Origin of the sequence: Flexivirga sp., from assembly GCF_051955415.1 — a bacterium.
Classification (GTDB): Bacteria; Actinomycetota; Actinomycetes; order Actinomycetales; family Dermatophilaceae; genus Flexivirga.
In genome coordinates this window covers 93,001-110,298 of the sequence record NZ_JBQCGS010000012.1, presented here as the reverse complement: position 1 = coordinate 110,298, position 17,298 = coordinate 93,001, and the positions used below count along the sequence as shown (strand labels likewise).

19 protein-coding genes and 1 pseudogene are annotated in these 17,298 nt (G+C 71.3%); 7 read left to right on the top strand and 13 right to left on the bottom strand.

Translation table 11 applies throughout. The features are described from left to right. Nucleotides 1-40: 40 nt before the first annotated feature. The 4 genes from ACTHL4_RS02125 to ACTHL4_RS02110 form a co-directional block, all read right to left on the bottom strand. A complete protein-coding gene (locus ACTHL4_RS02125) occupies nt 41-1,435 on the bottom strand; it encodes a tryptophan-rich sensory protein (protein ID WP_440281079.1) in 1,395 nt (464 codons plus the stop codon). Nucleotides 1,436-1,438: 3 nt separating this feature from the next. Then, nucleotides 1,439-2,173: a CPBP family intramembrane glutamic endopeptidase gene (locus ACTHL4_RS02120; protein ID WP_440281078.1), complete on the bottom strand. Its 735-nt coding sequence runs from the start codon at nt 2,171-2,173 to the stop codon at nt 1,439-1,441. A 79-nt stretch (nt 2,174-2,252) separates the two neighbouring features. Then, nucleotides 2,253-2,690 (bottom strand): SRPBCC family protein, encoded by a 438-nt coding sequence (locus ACTHL4_RS02115; RefSeq protein ID WP_440281077.1) that lies wholly within the window; start codon nt 2,688-2,690, stop codon nt 2,253-2,255. Between the two features lie 35 nt (nt 2,691-2,725). Continuing rightward, nucleotides 2,726-3,619 (bottom strand): MerR family transcriptional regulator, encoded by an 894-nt coding sequence (locus ACTHL4_RS02110; protein WP_440281076.1) that lies wholly within the window; start codon nt 3,617-3,619, stop codon nt 2,726-2,728. 62 nt (nt 3,620-3,681) lie between these two features. On the opposite strand from ACTHL4_RS02110, the gene ACTHL4_RS02105 reads away from it, so the two are divergent. From ACTHL4_RS02105 to ACTHL4_RS02090, 4 genes are all read left to right on the top strand, one after another. Beyond that, nucleotides 3,682-4,032: a hypothetical protein gene (locus ACTHL4_RS02105; protein WP_440281075.1), complete on the top strand. Its 351-nt coding sequence runs from the start codon at nt 3,682-3,684 to the stop codon at nt 4,030-4,032. Beyond that, the gene (locus ACTHL4_RS02100; protein WP_440281074.1) at nt 4,029-5,006 is read left to right on the top strand and encodes a deoxyribodipyrimidine photo-lyase; all 978 of its coding nucleotides are present in this window, start codon (nt 4,029-4,031) and stop codon (nt 5,004-5,006) included. Before ACTHL4_RS02105 ends, ACTHL4_RS02100 begins: the two co-directional genes overlap by 4 nt. 6 nt (nt 5,007-5,012) lie before the next feature. Further along, nucleotides 5,013-5,468 (top strand): FAD-binding domain-containing protein, encoded by a 456-nt coding sequence (locus tag ACTHL4_RS02095; RefSeq protein ID WP_440281073.1) that lies wholly within the window; start codon nt 5,013-5,015, stop codon nt 5,466-5,468. 88 nt (nt 5,469-5,556) lie between these two features. Then, nucleotides 5,557-5,961 (top strand): hypothetical protein, encoded by a 405-nt coding sequence (locus tag ACTHL4_RS02090; protein ID WP_440281072.1) that lies wholly within the window; start codon nt 5,557-5,559, stop codon nt 5,959-5,961. Between the two features lie 6 nt (nt 5,962-5,967). Here the strand turns inward: ACTHL4_RS02090 and ACTHL4_RS02085 are convergent, their stop codons facing one another. From ACTHL4_RS02085 to ACTHL4_RS02070, 4 genes are all read right to left on the bottom strand, one after another. After that, a complete protein-coding gene (locus ACTHL4_RS02085) occupies nt 5,968-6,708 on the bottom strand; it encodes a GAF and ANTAR domain-containing protein (RefSeq protein WP_440281071.1) in 741 nt (246 codons plus the stop codon). 76 nt (nt 6,709-6,784) lie between these two features. After that, nucleotides 6,785-7,141: a hypothetical protein gene (locus ACTHL4_RS02080; RefSeq protein WP_440281070.1), complete on the bottom strand. Its 357-nt coding sequence runs from the start codon at nt 7,139-7,141 to the stop codon at nt 6,785-6,787. Next, nucleotides 7,138-8,166, bottom strand: a complete 1,029-nt coding sequence (locus ACTHL4_RS02075; protein ID WP_440281069.1) for an SDR family oxidoreductase — start codon at nt 8,164-8,166, stop codon at nt 7,138-7,140. The genes ACTHL4_RS02080 and ACTHL4_RS02075 overlap by 4 nt, the downstream gene beginning before the upstream one ends. After that, nucleotides 8,163-9,917: a glycoside hydrolase family 15 protein gene (locus ACTHL4_RS02070; protein WP_440281068.1), complete on the bottom strand. Its 1,755-nt coding sequence runs from the start codon at nt 9,915-9,917 to the stop codon at nt 8,163-8,165. Before ACTHL4_RS02070 ends, ACTHL4_RS02075 begins: the two co-directional genes overlap by 4 nt. An 808-nt stretch (nt 9,918-10,725) precedes the next feature. Between ACTHL4_RS02070 and ACTHL4_RS02065 the strand changes: the two genes are divergently transcribed. Next, complete coding sequence (locus ACTHL4_RS02065) at nt 10,726-11,211, top strand: YrhK family protein (RefSeq protein WP_440281067.1); 486 nt, start codon at nt 10,726-10,728, stop codon at nt 11,209-11,211. A gap of 30 nt (nt 11,212-11,241) precedes the next feature. Here ACTHL4_RS02065 and ACTHL4_RS02060 read toward each other — a convergent pair whose 3' ends face one another. Continuing rightward, complete coding sequence (locus ACTHL4_RS02060) at nt 11,242-12,027, bottom strand: glucosamine-6-phosphate deaminase (protein ID WP_440281066.1); 786 nt, start codon at nt 12,025-12,027, stop codon at nt 11,242-11,244. Nucleotides 12,028-12,080: 53 nt separating this feature from the next. Here ACTHL4_RS02060 and ACTHL4_RS02055 point away from each other — a divergent pair, with 53 nt between their 5' ends. Further along, on the top strand, nt 12,081-12,968 hold the full coding sequence (locus tag ACTHL4_RS02055) for a MurR/RpiR family transcriptional regulator (RefSeq protein WP_440281065.1): 888 nt from the start codon (nt 12,081-12,083) through the stop codon (nt 12,966-12,968). Nucleotides 12,969-13,202: 234 nt separating this feature from the next. On the opposite strand, the gene ACTHL4_RS02050 is transcribed toward ACTHL4_RS02055, so the two are convergent. Next, nucleotides 13,203-13,607, bottom strand: coding sequence for a hypothetical protein (locus ACTHL4_RS02050; RefSeq protein WP_440281064.1), 405 nt, complete (start codon nt 13,605-13,607; stop codon nt 13,203-13,205). 68 nt (nt 13,608-13,675) lie between these two features. Between ACTHL4_RS02050 and ACTHL4_RS02045 the strand changes: the two are divergent. Next, a pseudogene (locus ACTHL4_RS02045) lies at nt 13,676-14,371 on the top strand (alanine dehydrogenase); the annotation flags it as partial. Between the two features lie 75 nt (nt 14,372-14,446). On the opposite strand, the gene ACTHL4_RS02040 reads toward ACTHL4_RS02045, so the two are convergent. From ACTHL4_RS02040 to ACTHL4_RS02030, 3 genes are all read right to left on the bottom strand, one after another. Further along, the gene (locus tag ACTHL4_RS02040; RefSeq protein WP_440281063.1) at nt 14,447-15,127 is read right to left on the bottom strand and encodes a class I SAM-dependent methyltransferase; all 681 of its coding nucleotides are present in this window, start codon (nt 15,125-15,127) and stop codon (nt 14,447-14,449) included. Nucleotides 15,128-15,250: 123 nt separating this feature from the next. Then, nucleotides 15,251-16,768: a DHA2 family efflux MFS transporter permease subunit gene (locus ACTHL4_RS02035; protein WP_440281062.1), complete on the bottom strand. Its 1,518-nt coding sequence runs from the start codon at nt 16,766-16,768 to the stop codon at nt 15,251-15,253. A 177-nt stretch (nt 16,769-16,945) separates the two neighbouring features. Further along, on the bottom strand, nt 16,946-17,263 hold the full coding sequence (locus tag ACTHL4_RS02030; RefSeq protein ID WP_440281061.1) for an antitoxin: 318 nt from the start codon (nt 17,261-17,263) through the stop codon (nt 16,946-16,948). Between the last annotated feature and the right edge of the window lie 35 nt (nt 17,264-17,298).

Sequence of the window (17,298 nt, the reverse complement as noted above, 5' to 3'; positions counted from 1 at the left end):
GGCGCCACCGGTCTCGATGGCGCGCCGAGCGCAGGCACACTCACCGCCGGCTGTTGCGTCGCGCGATCGACCCGGTCAGCGCGGTGGCGAAGAGGCACCACCCGGCATACAGCCCGATGCCGGCCGCCTTGCCCCGGCCGGTGGCGCCGGCCCGTCGGGCCAGGTCGGCCGAACTCGCCGTCAGGACAGCGCATTCGACGGCGGCGGGCCAGGGTCGGTGACCCCGGAAGAACAGCGCTGTCCAGCCGACGTTGAGCACCATGTTGGCCGCCAGCGCCTGCTCCAGTTGCCGGCTCCGGGCCGGGTGGCCCGCTTCGGCGAGCTCGGCGCTGCTGCGGGCAGTGGCCACCGCCGTGGTGGCGTACAGGAGCGTCCACACGGTGGGGAACGCCGCCGGCGGCGGCTGCCAGGCGGGCTTGTCCAGGCGGCGGTACCACTGCGAATCAGGTGTGGTCAGGAGCGAACCGGCCACCGCTGCCGTGCCGACGACCGCCGACGTGCGGGCCAGCGTGCGGATCCACCGGTGTGGCTCGAGGTCGGCGACCGCCGCCCGGATCGCGTCGGCGAAGCCGGTGCGGCCTTGCGGGGGTGGCCCGATCGCGTCGAGCACGTCGTCCTCCTGGCAGACCGCCTCGTGCACCAGGCTGCCGACCAGCGGCCGGGCGATCCCCGCGGAGATCGGGGTGACGACCTCGACCCACAGTCCGGCCAGCCGGGGCGTCAGCACCGGCACGCTGATGATCCGTCGTGGCAGCAGCCCGACGATCTCGGCATACCGCTGCATCATCTGTGCGTAGGTCAACACCTCCGGCCCGCCGATGTCGAAGGTGCGATTGGTCCGGGCCGGAAGTTCCGCCGCGCCGGCCAGGTAGTGCACCACGTCGGCGACCGCGACCGGTTGGATCCGGTTGTCGACCCAGCGCGGGGCGACCATCGCCGGCAGCCGCTCGGTCAGGTGCCGCAGCATGTCGAACGATGCGGAGCCGTTGCCCAGCACGACACCGGCCTGCAGCACCACGGCCGGGGTCGGACCGTCCAGGAAGACCTGCCCGACCTCGACCCGGGACGCCAGATGGTCCGAGAGGTCACCGTCCGGGTGCAGCCCGCTGAGGTAGACCACCCGGGCGATCCCGGCGTCGGCCGCGGCGTCGGCGAAGGTCTGCGCCATCGCCCGGTCACGCCGGCGGAACTCGCCCCGGCCGTCCATCGAGTGCAGCAGGTAGAACGCCGTCTCGACGCCGTCCAGCGCGCGCCGGCAGTCCGCCGCCCGGGACGCGTCACCCTCGACCACGTCGACCTGCCCGGACCACGGTTGCCCGGTGAGTCCGGATGTATGACGGGTGAGCACGCGGACCGTGTGCCCGCGCCGCAGCAGCTCGGGGACGAGCTGTCCGCCGATGTAACCGGTCGCGCCGGTGACCAGCACGAGTGCCATGGTTCAACCTCCTGTGGGTAGGACGACGGGTAAGAGGAGCAGCATGCCCAGCGACCAGATCAGATGGGTGATGATCGGGGCGAGGATGCCACCGGTGACGCGGCGTTGCAGCCCGGTCAGCAGGCCGAGCGCGGCCGCCGCCAGCACCAGCAACGGTATGCCGCTGCCGGCCGTGGCCAGGGCGTAGACCGCGGTCGTGATCAGCACCGGATGGCGCCGCCCGACGGCGGCATACAGCGCCCCGCGGAAGTAGATCTCCTCCGCGACCCCGTTGGCCGCGGTGATCAGCACGATCGCCGGCAACGAGCCCAGCCGGGCGTGGTCCAGCAACCGCACCACCGGGTCGCGCAACGCCGGCACATGCGACACCAGCAGGCCGCCGGCCAGGAAGACGGCCAACAGCAGTGCACCCAGCGCGAGCGACTGCACCACCGGCCGGGCCCGGTCCGATCCGGCCCGGGTGTGCGCGCGGCCCAGGTGCAGCGGACCCGAGAGCAGGCCGCCCACCGTCCAGGCGACGGCCAGCGCCGCCGTCGCCAGGTAGAAGGACGGATCGCCGGCCGGGATGCGCAACGCCGCCGCGAGCAGCGCCGCACCGACGACCAGGGTGGCCACCGCGACGATCCGTCGCCGCCGGAACGCCGCGTCGGTCTCCCGGTGGTCGCGCGGCACCGGCACGACACGCGCCGCCCGCACGAACGAGCGCACCTCCCGCACCGGGTTCACGAACTCCACCATCGGCATCAGCCCGAGGGCGACCGGCCGGGGTCCGCGCTCGCCGGCCGGCCGGGACCTGCCGCACGCACCACCCCCGCCATCAGCGCAGACCGTTGAGCACAGTGGTCATGCGGTCGACCGTCTTGTCCGCGACCGGTCGCATGAACAGTTTCAGCAGCGGATCGAGGACGACGTGCCACCGGCTGCGGAGGGTGATGGTGGCGGTGTAGGTGATGCGGGTGCCGCCCTCCGGGGCCGGCGCGAGCTGGATGTCGTCGCGTGAGTCGGCGGAGTCGTTGGAGCCCTCGAACACCACGCGGTGCTCGTCCCTGCGGGCCAGCACGTAGGTCAGCGTCACCGAGCGGCCCAGGAAGCGGGACTCGTTGTGCCAGCGACTGTCCACCGTGATCGGTCCGCTGTCGAGGCGTTCGCACCGCTGGGTGCCGGGATCCCAGTCGGTCGCGTGGCTGAAGTCCTGCAGGTACGCGTGCGCCACGTGCGGCTCCGGGCGGACGAGAAAGCTTCTGGTGATCTTCATCGGCAGTGCTCCTGGTCGGGTTGCTGGTCATCGGATCAGTGGGCGAGCTGTGGCTGCCGCGACCGGCCGCGATGCGCGAGCGCCGCGGCGACCGTCCGCGCCGCCTCGCGCAGCGACACCGTCAGCGGTATGGCGCCGCGGACCTGCGGTGCCGCCCGGCCGCCGACGTAGACGGGTGCGACTCCGGCGGCTGTCAGCGCCTCGACGGCGGCGGCGGCGGGCGCGACGTCCCGGTCGGCGGCGACGCCGAGGACCGCGGCCTGCGGCTGCCACGTCTCGACGAGGCGGGACCAGCAGCTCTGCGGTATGTCGGCGCCGACATACAGCACCTGGGCGCCGGCGCGTTGCAGCAGCAGCGCGAACGCCAGCGCGGGCAGCTCATGACGGGCCTCGTTCGGCAGTCCGACGGCCACCCGCGGACCGTGCGCCGGAGTCGCTTCGAAGAGCGCCGACAGTTTGCGCATCACCGCGGCGCTGATGAAGTGCTCGGAGACGACGTCGAGTTCGCCGCTCGCCCAGCGGCGGCCGACCTCCGACATGCTCGGCAGCAGCCAGTCGTCGATCGCCGTCTCGATCGAGGCGACCGCGAACGCCTCGTCCAGGGTCCGCCGCAGTGCCTCGCCGTCGAGCGCGGCACCGGCGCGTGCCAGGGCGGTGGGGTCCTGCAGTGCGGGCAGCGCGGTTGCGGTGTCCGGCGCCGGGGCGGCGGCTGCCTCACCGGTGGCCAGGGCGGCCGCTCGCCGAGGACTCACCCCGGAGGCGACCAGGGCATGCATCCGCTGCAGCACCGCCAGATCCCGATCGTCGTACTGCCGGTAGGAGGACGCGGTGCGCTGCGGGCGCACGACCCCGTAGCGGCTCTCCCAGGCCCGCAAGGTCACCGTGGAGACACCCGTCAGGGCGGCGACCTCACCGATCGAGTAGGTCATGCCCTCACTCTACCTTCGACAGAACCTTTTACAAGAAGCAAAGTATGGGTAAGGTTGCCGGTATGACGGATCGTCGACGCAGCGCCTCGCGGCCGCTGCGTCGTGCCGATCCCGCGCCCGCGCCGCTGGGTCGGCCTTGCTATGGCGACGACCTGCGCCGCCTGCTGCTCGCCTGTGGCGCCGGCGAGATCGCAGCCCTCGGCCGGCTCTACGACGAGACCGTGGGCTGGGTCTACCCGATGGTCTTCCGGGCGACCCTCGACCGCACCGCCGCGACGACGCTGGCCACCGATGTCTACCGGCGGATCTGGATCCGCAGCCCACACTTCGACGCCACGGCCGCATGTGCGGTCGGCTGGGTGCTCCGGCAGGTGCGCGACCAGGTGATCGCAACGGCCCCGGGGACCCGATGACGACGAGCCTGCTGTGGCTACGGCGCGACCTGCGCCGCAGCGACCACCCGGCCCTGCAGGCGGCAGCGGCCGACGGTCCGGTGCTGCCGGTGTTCGTCATCGAACCGCGGCTGTGGGAAGCCGCCGGCCCGGTGCGACGCGGTTGGCTCGCCGCCTCGGTGCTGGCGGCCCGGGACGCCTTCGACGGCCGCCTGTGCGTGCGCGCCGGCCGGCCCGACACGGTCTTGCCCGCCCTGTGCGAAGAACACGAGGCGTATGCCGTGCACCACACCCGGGAGACCACTCCCTGGGCGGTCCGCCGCGATGACCGGGTGGCCGCGACGCTGCACGAACGCGACATCGAGATGGTGGCGACCGGCACGCCATACGCCGTCGGCCCGGGCCTGGTGACCCGCGAGAACGGCCGCCCCTACAAGGTTTTCACGCCGTTCTCCCGCGCCTGGCGGTCGCACGGCTGGCCCGCGCCGGCACCCGGCCCCCAGGATCTGCAGTTGATCGGCGGTGCCGACGAACCCGACGCGCTCGCCCTGCTGGAGCACGCCGTGCGGGAGTGCCCGGTGCCGCTGCCGGACGCCGGTGAGCACGCGGCGCGGGCACGCTGGGCAGAGTTCCTGCAGGACTCGATCGATCGGTATGACGAGGACCGCGACCGGCCGGACCTCGACGGCACCAGCCGGCTGTCGCCCCACCTGAAGGTCGGTGCGATCCATCCGCGGACCCTGCTGCACGACCTGGGCCGCCGCCGGAGCCGGTCGGCCGAGCGCTTCCGCACCGAGCTCGCCTGGCGTGAGTTCTACGCCGACGTGCTGTGGCGGGCGCCCAAAAGTGCGTGGCACGACATGACGTCCGGCATGTCGCCGTTGTATGACGCCCCGGCCGACACCCGGCGCGACACGGGTAGCGACACCGATGGCGACACCGATGGCGACGGCGAGGAGCTGGTGCGTGCCTGGCCGGAGGGCCGGACCGGCTAACCGCTGGTGGACGCCGGCATGCGGCAGCTCAACGCGACCGGGTGGATGCACAACCGGGTCCGCATGGTGACGGCGAGCTTCTTCACCAAGGACCTGCACCGGTGGTGGGGTGAGGGCGCCCGCTATTTCATGGAGCACCTCATCGACGGCGACCTGGCCTCGAACAACCACGGCTGGCAATGGGTCGCCGGCACCGGCACCGACGCCGCCCCGTTCCACCGGGTCTTCAACCCGGTGCGGCAGGCGGAGCGGTTCGACCCCGACGGCGACTACGTGCGCGCATGGGTGCCGGAGTTGCGGCACCTGTCCGGCGCCGACGTGCATGCGCCGTGGAAACACCCGGACGGCCACGCGCACGGATACCCCGCGCCGGTCGTGGATCACGACCACGAACGACGCGACGCGCTCGGTCGCTACGAACACGTGCGGGCCGCCAGAGCCGGGCGGACCGACAGCCGCTGAGCGGCGCCCGTCGGCGCCGCGACACCCAGACCCCGACACCCAGACCCTGACACCCAGACCCCGACACCACGACGACGAGGAGCAACCGATGCAGACCGATCCCCCCGCAGATCCCCGCGCAGCCGAGCACGACGCCACCGCCCTGCCCGCCGGCCGGGTCCTGGTGCTCGACGAACGATTCGTCACCTCCCTCGACGACCAGCAGCTGCAGCACTACCTGGACGCGTTGACCCGGGCCGCCTCCGGCGCGCACGAGGACGTCGACGAACTGGCGGCGGTCCTGAGCGAGGAGTTCGATCGGCTGGAGACGCCGATGCCACCGGTGCAGGTCAAGATGATCGCGGAGCAGCTCTTCGGGGTGCAGGACGCCAAGTTGGACATCATGACGACCGGTGGCGACCTGCTCGCGCAGCAGGACGGTGTCGTGGGGGTGCCGGAACGGCCCGGCTCGGCCGGCGATCCGGAGCACCCGGATCGCCCGTTCATCAGTTGACCGGTCTCAGGCGACCGGCTCCGCATCCGGTGCCGGGTCGACCGGCTGGATCGGTGTGCTGAGCGCGGCGCCGCCCTCGGGCAGTCGGCGCGAGTCGACCAGTTGCTGCGCCACCTCGCGCAGCTTGATGTTGTGGTCCTGGGAGTAGCGGCGCAGCACCTCGAAGGACTGATCGGCCGAGAGGTCGTGCCGCTCCATCAGGATGCCCTCCGCCTGGCCGATCACCTTCCGGGCGTCGAGCGCCGTGTGCAGTTGCGCATCCTGCAGTGACGCCGACAGCGCCACCGCGGCGTGGACGGCGAAGATGCTGGCATAGGCCAGGTCGTCCGCGGTGAAGACGGTCGGCTCGGTCCAGTAGAGGTTTAGCGCGCCCAGCCGCCGGCCGTCGTCGGCGGCGGTCAGCTCGGCGCCCATCGCGCTCTTGATGCCCAACTGCACCACGCGGGGCGCCCATTCGGGCCAGCGGGTGTCACTGCTCAGGTCCTGACTGACCAGCGTGGTGGCCTCCCACGCGGCATCGTGGCATGGCCCCTCGCCCAGCTCGTACTGCAACTGGTCGGCCTTGACGACCACGTCGTCGGAAGCGCCGATCGTCTCCAGCCGGCCCCGGCTGCGGATCAAGGTGACGCCGCCGTGCGTCGCGCCCAGTGCCGTGCAGGCATGGGCGACGACCTGGGCCGCGGTCTGGTCGGGGGCGTCGGCTCGACTCAACTCTTGAGCGAGCGCTGCGAACTCAAAAGCATCCATGCCGTCATTGTGGCCCGTCTTCCTGCTGGTGCGCTGAAGCGGTCCGGTGCCGGTCGTCGGCCCGGCGCCGCAGAGGTCAATCGCGCCGATCGTGACGGTGTTCGGCCGCCGCGAAGAATGCCTCGACGACCGCGTCCGCGCCGGTCAACCGGCGCTCGCGCGGCGTGCACAGCAGCGCGATGGGACCGAGCGAAGCGAGGTGCAGCACGTCGACCGCGGCGGCCAGCCGCCGGGTGATGCCGGGCCGTGCGCGGGCGGTCACCGCGGCCTGCAGCACGTGCCGGGCGCCCAGCGCCCGGATCACCCAGGTGGCGGTCGCGCTGGGCCGCTCACCGGTCACCGCGCGGCCGAGTTGCTCGGGCGCGGCCAGCAACGCCACGCCGTATGCCGCGCGCAGGACCTCCAGGCCCCGGACCGGCGCGGACCCGCTCATCGGGCGAGCCGGCGGCCGACGCCCACGGCGAGGATCGCGGCCCCGGTCGCTGCGGCGCCGAGGAGGCCGTGGTGGTGCGACGCCCACAACTGCACCGACCGGTCCGTCGACTTGCCGTCGAAGACGCCGTGCGTGCCGAAGTCGCGCTCCTGGTCGGCCGGCTCCCACAGGTTCACCGGCTGGTCCGGGTCTCGCCGCTGCTGGGTCTGCTGGGACTTGAAGCCGGTCTTGGCCAGGTAGCGGTCGAGTACGCCGGGCGCGACGGCGTTGGCCGCCAGCGTCCCCATGGTGCTCCCGCCGACCCAGTACTCACGGCGTGCCGGGTGCTGTGCGGCATACACGACGGCTCGCCCGGCCACCTCCGGCTGGTAGATCGGCGGCACCGGCTGGGCGTGCCGCGGCAACCGGGACAGCACCCAGGAGAACTGCGGTGTGTTGACGGCCGGCATCTGCACCATGGTCACCTTGATCGGGCTGTTCTCGTGCAGCAGCTCGCAGCGCAACGCCTCGTGGAAGCCCTGGATCGCGTGCTTGGCGCCGCAGTATGCCGACTGCAGCGGTATGCCGCGGTAGGCCAGCGCCGAACCGACGTGCACGATCGTGCCGTGCCCGCGCTCCTTCATCCGGGGCAGCACCGCCATCGTGGCGTAGACGTAGCCCAGGTAGCTGACCTCGGTGACGCGCCGGAACTCCTCGGGCTTGATCTGGTCGAACGGCGCGAACACGGAGGTGAATCCGTCGTTCACCCAGATGTCGATGGGGCCGACCTCCTGCTCGATCCGGTCGACCGCACCGTTGACCTGGTCGGCATCGGCCATGTCGGTCGGTATGGCGATGGCCTTGCCGCCGGCGCGCTCGACCTCCTCGGCGGCGCCGCGCAGCCCGGCCGCGCCCCGCGCGAGCAGCGCGACGGTCGCGCCGTGCTTGGCGAACTCGATGGCCGAGGCGCGCCCGATGCCGCCGGTCGAGCCGGTGACCGCGACCACGGTGTCGGAGGTGATGTTGTTCGTCTTGGTCAGGTTCATCTGCGCTCCTGCGGGTTGTGGAAATCGGGTCCGGTGTCGAAGTGGGTGCTCAGGCGCGCCGCGGCTTCGATGAAGAACGCGTGCACGAACGCCTGCGGCAGGTTGCCGCGCAGCTGGTGCTCGCGGACGTCGTACTCCTCGGTGTAGAGGCCGGAGTTGGTGCACGAGGCCCGGGCGCGTTCGAAGTAGTGGATGGCCTTGGTCTGGTCGCCGACCTGGGCCTGGGCGAGCGCCAGGATCAGCCCGCACAGGGTGAACGAGCCCTCGGCCTCCTCCAGCGGGCGCTGGTCGTGCCGGAAGCGGTAGACGTGGCCGTCCCGGGTCAGCTCCCGCATCACCGCCGAACGGGTGGCGACACTGCGCGGGTCGTCCGGGGCGATGCCGCCCCGCACGGTCGGCAGCAACAGCGAGGCGTCCACGCGTTCCTGGGTGGGACTCTGCTGCCAGCGGCCGGTCGGATGCAATGACGTGTCACTGGTCTTGGCCAGGATCCGGTCGGCGAGTGCCAGCCAGGGTGCCGCTTCGGCGGCGTCGACGTGTCGTGAGATCGCGCGCAGCCCGGCCACGCAGGCCAGCCGCGACTGGGTGTAGAGGTCGTTGTCCAACTCCCAGATGCCGGCGTCCGGCTCGCCCCACTTCTGCTCGATGACTTCGACGCAGGTGTCCACCGCCTCCCAGTGCCGTGGCTGCAGCAGGCCGTGCGGCGCGGCGGCGGCATACATGGACAGCGCCTCGCCGAGGGTGTCGAGCTGGAACTGGTCGTTGACCCAGTTGCCGACCACGTCGCCGCCGCCGGGATAGCCGGGCAGCCCGGCATGGTGCTCGTCGGGCACCGACTCACCGCTGACGGTGTATGCCGGCCGCAGGTCCGCCCCGTGTTCGAGCAGGCGGTCGGTGACGAACGCCAGCGCCGAGTCCAGCAGTGAGTAGGGCCCGAGCGCGGCGATCGCCTGTCCCGCGTAGCACTGATCACGGATCCAGGCGTAGCGGTAGTCGTAGTTGCGTCCCTCCCGGGCACGCTCCGGCAGCGACAGGGTGGCGGCGGCCACCATGCCGTGGTCGACCGAGGTGAGGCCGGCGAGCACGGCATACGACTGGCGCACATTCTGCCGGGAGTGGACCGTCTCCAGTTGGGGGACCGCGCGGTCCCAGGCCGACCGGGTCGCGGTCCACAGCTCGTCCGCCTCGGGCGGATCGTCGGACAGTTCGTCGCGGGTGAGCTCGACCACGATGTCGTGGTGCGAGCCGGCCGGGATGTCCAGCTCCGCGGCCAGCCGGCCGGGCCGCTCGATCGTGGCAGCGGCCAGCCCGCTCACCCGGACGTGGAGGTCGCCGGCCGTGCCGGTCCAGACGTCGTTCTCGAGCGTGAAGTTCTTCACCGGGGTGCCGTTGAACCCGCCGACCGGTTCCAGGACCACCTGCACCTTGGCCGGGCCGGTCACTCCGCGGACCCGGCGCAGTAGCACGGCCGTGCTCAGGTCGGCGGGGTAGTTCAGCGCCTCGTCGCAGTCGATCATGCCGTCGTGGCCGACCCAGCGGCTGCGCCATACCAAGGACGCGGGCTCGTAGCTGCCGCCCCACACGTGCCACGGGTCGGTCGGGGTGACGGTGAACTCACCGGCGCCGCCGAGCAGGCTGGCGAACACCGGCTCGTCGTTCCAGCGGGGCACGCACAACCAGACGATGTCGCCTTGCGGCCCGATGACGGCACCGCGTTCGCCGTCCGCCAGCAGGGCGAGATCACGCAGCACGCTCGGATGATTGGCCGCCCAGGTCTGGTGGCCGCGTTGCGCAGCGTGCGTCCGCTTCCCTCCCGACGATCCCTTGTGTTGATTGCGGGATCGCCCGCCCCGTGGTGCGCCTGGGGTCATGCATCGGCTCCTTCCGTGGAAATGGGGATGTCATTCCCCTACCCATCCGCGGCGGATCTACGCAGCGCGGGCGGGAAGCGACCCGTCCGCAGTTCGAGCGGCGGCCGGCCGGGTATGTCGCCGGGCATGGGAAGCCTGGATGTCACGACGGACGCGGCCGGTTCGCTGCTGCGCGGGATCACGGTGGCGATCGGTCGGCTGCGCGCGCCGCCATGCTCCCCAGGGTCAGGTTCGGCACGGGTACACCGGCTGGCGGCGTACCAAAGTCTCCCCAGGGTCGAGAAATGACCGGCTATGCCGCTGGTGGCGTACCAAAGTCTCCCCAGGGTCAGGTTCGGCACGGGTATATCGGCTGGTGGCGTACCAAACTCTCCCCAGGGTCAGGTTCGGCACGGGTATACCGGCTGGTGGCGTACCAAAGTCTCCCCAGTGTCGAGAAATGACCGGCTATGCCGCTGGTGGCGTACCAAAGTCTCCCCAGGGTCGAGAAATGACCGGCTATGCCGCTGGTGGCGTACCAAAGCCTCCCCAGGGTCAGGTTCGGCACGGAGCCGCCTCCAAAAGGACCTCAGTGCCGCTCGGGCGGGGCTGGGTAAACGCCGAGAATCTTGACGTCGTGTGAAGAAACCAAGCTCGTGCAGGACGAGCTTGGGGCCCGGGTATCGGACCGGACATCGACTTCGACCCGGTGCTGCACGCGCTGCCGGACCTGCCGCCCTACGCCTGGGTCCGCCGGCTGCGGGAGCCGGCCTACCGGGCCGCCAGGGTGACGCGGCACGCACCACCGCACGCCGCACGCCGCACCCGACACCGCCGCACCGGGAACCCGGCGCGAGATCTGACGCACCACCGAGGCAGGCTGGAGTTCATGACACGAGACACCGAGCGACCGCAGGATCGATCCCGCGACGTGACCCTGACGATCGGGCACGAGGAGCTGCGGATCCGCGGCATCTACGAGGCGCTGTCGATCACCAACGACTTCCTGGCCGGGGTGCTCTTCGTCGTCGGCAGCATCCTGTTCTTCTGGAAGTCCACGACCATCACCGCGACCTGGTTCTTCCTGGTCGGTTCGATCCTCTTCGTGGCCCGGCCCGGCATCCGGCTGGTCCGCCGCATCCATCTCGGGCGGATCGCCGACGGCACGCCGCGCGAGTCGGCACGCGACTTCTGAGGGGGTCGCGTGTCGCCGGTATGCCGCCGGTCAGGCGCCTCGAGCTGCCAGCGGCCGCCGGGAGAGCGCGGCCGCGGCGGCCTCGTCGGCCACGACCAGCACGTCGGGGTGCCGCTGCAGCCACGACGCCGGGCAGTCGGCGGTCGGTGGCTGTTCCACGGCACGGGCCAGCGCCTGTGCCTTGCGCGCGCCGGAGGCCAGCAACAGGATGCTGCGTGCTTCCAGGATCGTGCCGATGCCCTGCGTCAGGGCCTCCCGAGGCACGTCGTCGACCGAGTCGAAGAAGCGGGCGTTGTCCTGCCGGGTGCGCTCGGCGAGCGTGACCGCCCGGGTGCGTGAATCCGCGGCCGAACCGGGCTCGTTGAAGCCGATGTGACCGTTGGAGCCGATGCCGAGGATCTGCAGGTCGACGCCGCCGTTGTCGCGCAACTGCTGCTCGAAGCCGGCCGCCGCGGCCGCGAGGTCGGCTGCCTCGGCCCGCGGCACGCCCACCTGTCCCGGTGCGATGCCCAGCGGTTCGGCGATGTGTTGCCGCACGAAGGTGGTGTAGCTGCCCGGGTGGTTGGCGGGCAGCCCGACATACTCGTCCAGTGCCGCGAGGCGGATGTCGTGCAGGCGCCCCGCGCTGCGCGCGGCCAGCTCACGGTAGGTGCTGGCCGGCGTGCCGCCGGTCGCGACACCGAGGACCTGGAGCCGGCCGTCGTCATACGAGCGCAGGATCCGGTCGGCGGCGACCCGCCCCAGCGCCGCGTTGTCGGCCACGACCTCGATGTGCATCTCGCGGTGCCCTTCTGCAGTGATGTAATAGAGTTTCATTCTATCGCCATCATTGTGGAGCGTCACTCCACGGCACGATCCGGGAGGTCCTCGTGCACCACGAGCCGCTCGCTCGGACCACCGACGTGCTGCGCCTGGTGGCCGCCCGACGGGACCAGCTGAGTCCGGCACTGCAGCGCATCGCCGACACGATCGCCCGCCAGCCGCAGGACGTCGTGCACATGTCCACCGCCGAACTCGCCCGCCGGTCGGAGACCTCGGACGCCGCGGTATCGCGCTTCTGCCACAGCGTGGAGGTCGCCAGCTTTCCCGAATTGCGCTCGTTGATCGCGGTCGCCCTCGCCCAAGGCAGGCAGCCGCCCGCGGTGTCGCTGGCGGACGTCCAGCACAGCACCGACCTGGCGACTGTCGCCCGAGCGGTCCGCAATGCGCACGTGGACGCGGTCGACCTGACCTTCGCCCAGTTGGACATCGACGCGACCGCGTCGGTCATCGACGCGATCGGCGCCGCCCGGCAGGTGCTCGGCTTCGGGGTCGGTGCGACCGGCGCGGTGCTCGCCGACCTGGACTTCAAGCTCGGCCTGGTCGGTGTGCCGGTGACCACGACCACCGATGTGCACCGGGCGCTGTCGCTGACGGCGCGCGCCGGCGCCGACACGGTCGCCGTCGTCATCAGCCACTCCGGCGACACCCGCGAGTGCCTCGAGGTCGCGCAGTCCGGCGTCGAGGCGGGCGTCACCGTGGTGGCCATCACCGCGATCGCCACCTCCGCGCTCAGCCGGGTGTCGACGCACACTCTGCGCCCGGTCGCGCACGAACCCCGGCTGCGGTCCGGTGGCACCGCCTCCCGGATCGCCCAGCTGTATGTCGTCGACCTGCTCTACCTGGGGCTGCTCGCCCGGGCGCCGCAGCGGGAGAAGGCGGCCGCCGACCGGATGCGTCGTGCCGTCCGCGGGCATCAGCTGAGCGACAGGGCGTGACCGGCGCTCCCGGAGGGCCGGAGGGCCGGAGGGCCGGAGGGCTCCAGGACCGGACCTTTCTCGACCCTGGGGAGACTTTGGTACGGCCGGGGGTTCGGGTCTGATCTTTTCTCGGCCCTGGGGAGACTTTGGTACGGCCGGGGGTTCGGGTCTGGTCTTTTGTTGACCCTGGGGAGACTTTGGTACGGCCCGATGCCATCCTCGGCGCCGTCTCAGCGACTCCTCAGCGATTCCTCAGTGACTCCAGCAGGCCAGCACGTCGGTGGCCACGGTGTAGGCGAAGTCGGTCTGGCTGGTGTCCGGGCTGCCGAGCGTGCCCGACAGCTTGCTCGCGTCGACCAGCAGCGTGAAGTCGTCCTTGACGAAGCCGACAGTGCCGGCCCGGTCCTGGAAGGCCGGCAGGCCGAGTGACTGCAGGCCGGTGATGGTCCGGCCGCCGGCGGCCTGTTTGCGCTGCTGGAAGTAGCCCTGTGCCGCCTGCTTGTCCGACGACTGGTGCACGGTCAGCACGAGCGGGCCGGCCGACAGGTCGTACCGACAGGTGAAGAGCGTGCCGTCCCAAGTCGCGTGTCCACGCGGCACGGACGAGACGTGCAGCACTTTGGCGATGCTGGCCCGCAGCTCGTCGGAGCACACCATCGAGGCGTCGTCCGGCGCCTCGGCGACCGGGCGTTCGTGGGCGACGAGCTGTTCGCCGGCGGGATCGGGCGCCGCAGGTCGGTGCTCATGCGCTGTTGAAGGCGCAGGGCGGTTCGGGGGTGCTGATGGGCGGTGTCGGCGGAGTCGCCAGCGCCAAGGTGGTCGTGCTCGGTGCCGGTGTGACCGGCCAGAACGCCGCCAACATCGCCCTCGGGATGGGTGCCGACGTGACGGTGCTGGACACCGACCTGGAGAAGCTGCGGATGACGTTCTGGCGTTACGACAACCGGGTGCGGCAGATCGCCAGCTCGTCCATGGCCGTGCGCGAGCAGGTGCTGGGTGCCGACCTGGTCATCGGGTCGGTGCTCGTCCCGGGCGCCCGGGCGCCGAAGCTGGTCACCCACGAGATGGTCGCCGACATGAAACCCGGGTCGGTGCTGGTCGACATCGCCGTCGACCAGGGCGGCTGTTTCGAGGACACCCACCCCACGACCCACTCCGACCCGACGTTCCAGGTGCACGGCAGCACGTTCTACTGCGTCGCCAACATGCCCGGGGCGGTGCCCAACACCTCCACCTGGGCGCTCACCAACGCCACGCTGCCCTATGTCGTCAAGCTGGCAGCGCAGGGCTGGCGTGCGGCGCTGCGGTCCGACCCGGCGCTGGCCCGCGGGTTGAACACGTATGCCGGAGACGTCGTGTGTGAGCCGGTGGCGCAGGCCCACGGTCTCCAATACGTCGACGCCGCAACGGTGCTCGGCTGACGTCCCGCCCATGCCGGAGGAGAGCTCCTGCTCTCCTCCGGCATGGGCGGAGGGTCGCTCGTGCCGTGGCCCCGGTCAGGCGGTGCGCCGGGCCAGCAGCGTCGAGTCGTCGATCTCCACGGTCACACCGTCCCGCGTGACGACCCGCGGCCGTTGCTCCGCGACCAGCACCTCGAAGCCCTCCGGCAGTCCCGGCACCAGGTCGGTCGCCATGAACATCGCCGCGCGCTTGCTCTGGGTCAGCTCGGTGAAGTGCGCCGCCGGAGAGTGTCCGACGACCAGCAGGTGCCCGCCGGGCGCAACAGCGTCCGCCAGCCGGCCGACCGCCTCGACCATCCCGCCATCCGGCAGGTGCAGGAAGTGAGAGGCCACCAGGTCGTAGGACCGGCCGCCCGCAGCGAACTCCCGCGCGTCAACCTGCCACCAGTCGGTGCGATCGCCGACCCCGGCCTGCTCGGCATGCTGTGCCGCGCGGGCCAGGCCGGTGGCGGAGAAGTCGGCGCCGGTGACCTGCCAGCCCTGCTGGGCGAGCCAGATGACGTCGCCGCCCTCGCCGCAGCCGACGTCCAGTGCGGTGCCGGGGGAGAGCCGCCCCGCCTCGGTCACCAGTTGCGGATTGGGGTTGCCGCTCCAGACGGCATCCGCGCCGGCATACCGCTCGTCCCACGAGGACGCCTCGAAGTAGTCCGGGTCAGTGCCGTCGGTGCCGTGCTGATGTGCGTGTGCCGCCGCGTCGGCGGGCTGGTTCGTCTGCATGTGTCCAGCATCGCAAGCCAACTCATCAGATGGCAAACGGCTTTGCTGAAACAGCAAAGGATCGTCGATGAACCGTCAGAGCTCGTCGACGGCGTGCCCTCAGAGCTGGTCGACGGCGTGCCCTCAGAGCCCGTCGACGCTGCCGGCCGGGACCTGATCCTTCCCCAGCTGGGCCGCCATGCGGCGCTCACCGTGCGGGTTGCGGAAGAACAACGCCGCGGCGATCGCGAGGACGGCGACAGCGGCCGGCAGGTAGATCGACTCGCCCATCGACCGGGCGAAGCCCGCCGCGACGGCCGGCGGCAAGTGCACCGTGGTGGTGCTGCCGCCGGTTGCCGCCAGATCACCCGCCGAGCTGCCGAGGTGATGCGCGAGCCGGGCCTGCATGACGGCGGCGATGGCGGCGCTGCCGATGACGGCGCCCATCTGCCGGGTCATGTTGTAGACGCCCGACCCGGCACCGGCGCGCTGCGGCGGTAGGGTGCGCGTCGCCGTCACCGAGATCGGCGACCACATGAAGCCATTGGCCAGGCCGAGCACGATCAGCGGCAGCACGAGCTGCCAGGTGGGGGTGTCCGGGCCGATCGCCGCGCCCAGCCAGAAGAGCCCGACCGCGAGGCAGGTCAGTCCGAAGCCGGCGATGAGCCGTGGGTGGTAGCGGTCGACCAGGTGTCCCACCACCGGCGAGAGGATCGCGGACAGGACCGCCATCGGCACGAACAACAGGCCGGATTCGATCGGCGAGAGCCCGCGCACCACTTGCGCGTAGATCATCATCGGCAGCGCGAAGGACGTGATCACGAAACCCACCACGCAGATCGCCACGTTGGCCAGGCTGAAGTTGCGGTCCTTGAAGAGCACCAGCGGCACCAAGGGGTCGACCCGGGTGCGCGCCTGCCACCACACGAACACCGCCATCAGCAGCAGGCCGACCACGATCAGCGCCGGCACCGAGACGAACGACCACATGGTGCCCCAGTCATAGGACTCGCCCTCCTGGATGCCGAAGACCAGGCAGAAGAGGCCGGCGCCGCTGAGTGCGACACCCACCCAGTCGAAGGTGTGCGAGTGCACCGGCAGCGCCGGCACCAGCCACCACGCCAGCACGAAGCCGATCACGCCGACCGGGACGTTGACGTAGAAGATCCACTCCCAGCCCCAGTTCTCGGTGATGACGCCACCGACCACCGGGCCGACCAGGGTCGCGACACCGGCGACGGCGCCCCACAGGCTCATCGCCTGGCCGCGCCGCTCACCCGGGAACGTGCGGGTGATCACCGACATCGTCTGGGGTGTCATCATCGCCGCACCCAGGCCCTGCACGACGCGCGCCGCGATGAGCATCCCGATGGTGCCGGTCAGGCCGCACCACAGCGACGACAGGGTGAAGACCGCCAGGCCGATCAGGTAGAGCCGCCGCGGACCGAACCGGTCGCCCAGCCGGCCGGTGACCAGCAGCGGCACGGCATACGCCAGCAGGTAGGCGCTGGTCACCCAGACGACGCTGTTGATGTCGGTGTGCAGGCCCTCCTGGATGGCCGGCGTGGCGACCGACACGATGGTCGAGTCGACCAGGATCATGAAAAATCCGACGCACAGCGCGATCAGCGCGCGCCACGGATTGACCTGCTGGAGCTCCACGGGAGGGTCCTTCGGAGGGTGGGAGAGATCGGCCGGGCGGATGTCCGGGGAACCTCACAACTCTAGGCCGTCATACCGACAGCGCCGCGATCCGATCGGGTGGTGGCGCCACGCCCTCGTGCGTATGACGAGAGCGGCCCGCCGCACGACGGACCGCTCTCCTCCTGATGCCGTGGCTCAGACGCCGGACTGCGGGTGCTGCCCGGGATCGGTGGGCGGCGGCACCTGGCCGTCGCCGGCCGTCGGACCGGCCTGGCCGGATGTGTCGCCGTCCGGGCGCTGCTCGGCCAGCTTGTCGGCGCTCCTGAGCGCCGCGTCCTGCGCCTTCTCGATCTTGTCGTGGTATTTGCCCTGGGTCCGCTCGTCGATCTTGGACGCCAGCTTGCCCAGGACACCGGCGAACTTGTCCCGGTTGTCGTGCGCCAGTTGCCCGGCGCGCTCCTTGGCCTGCTGGGCGGCGTCACCGGCCTTCTTGAACTGATCGCTGTTTGCCATGGTGATCTCCCTCTGCTGGACGGATCGTCGACTCC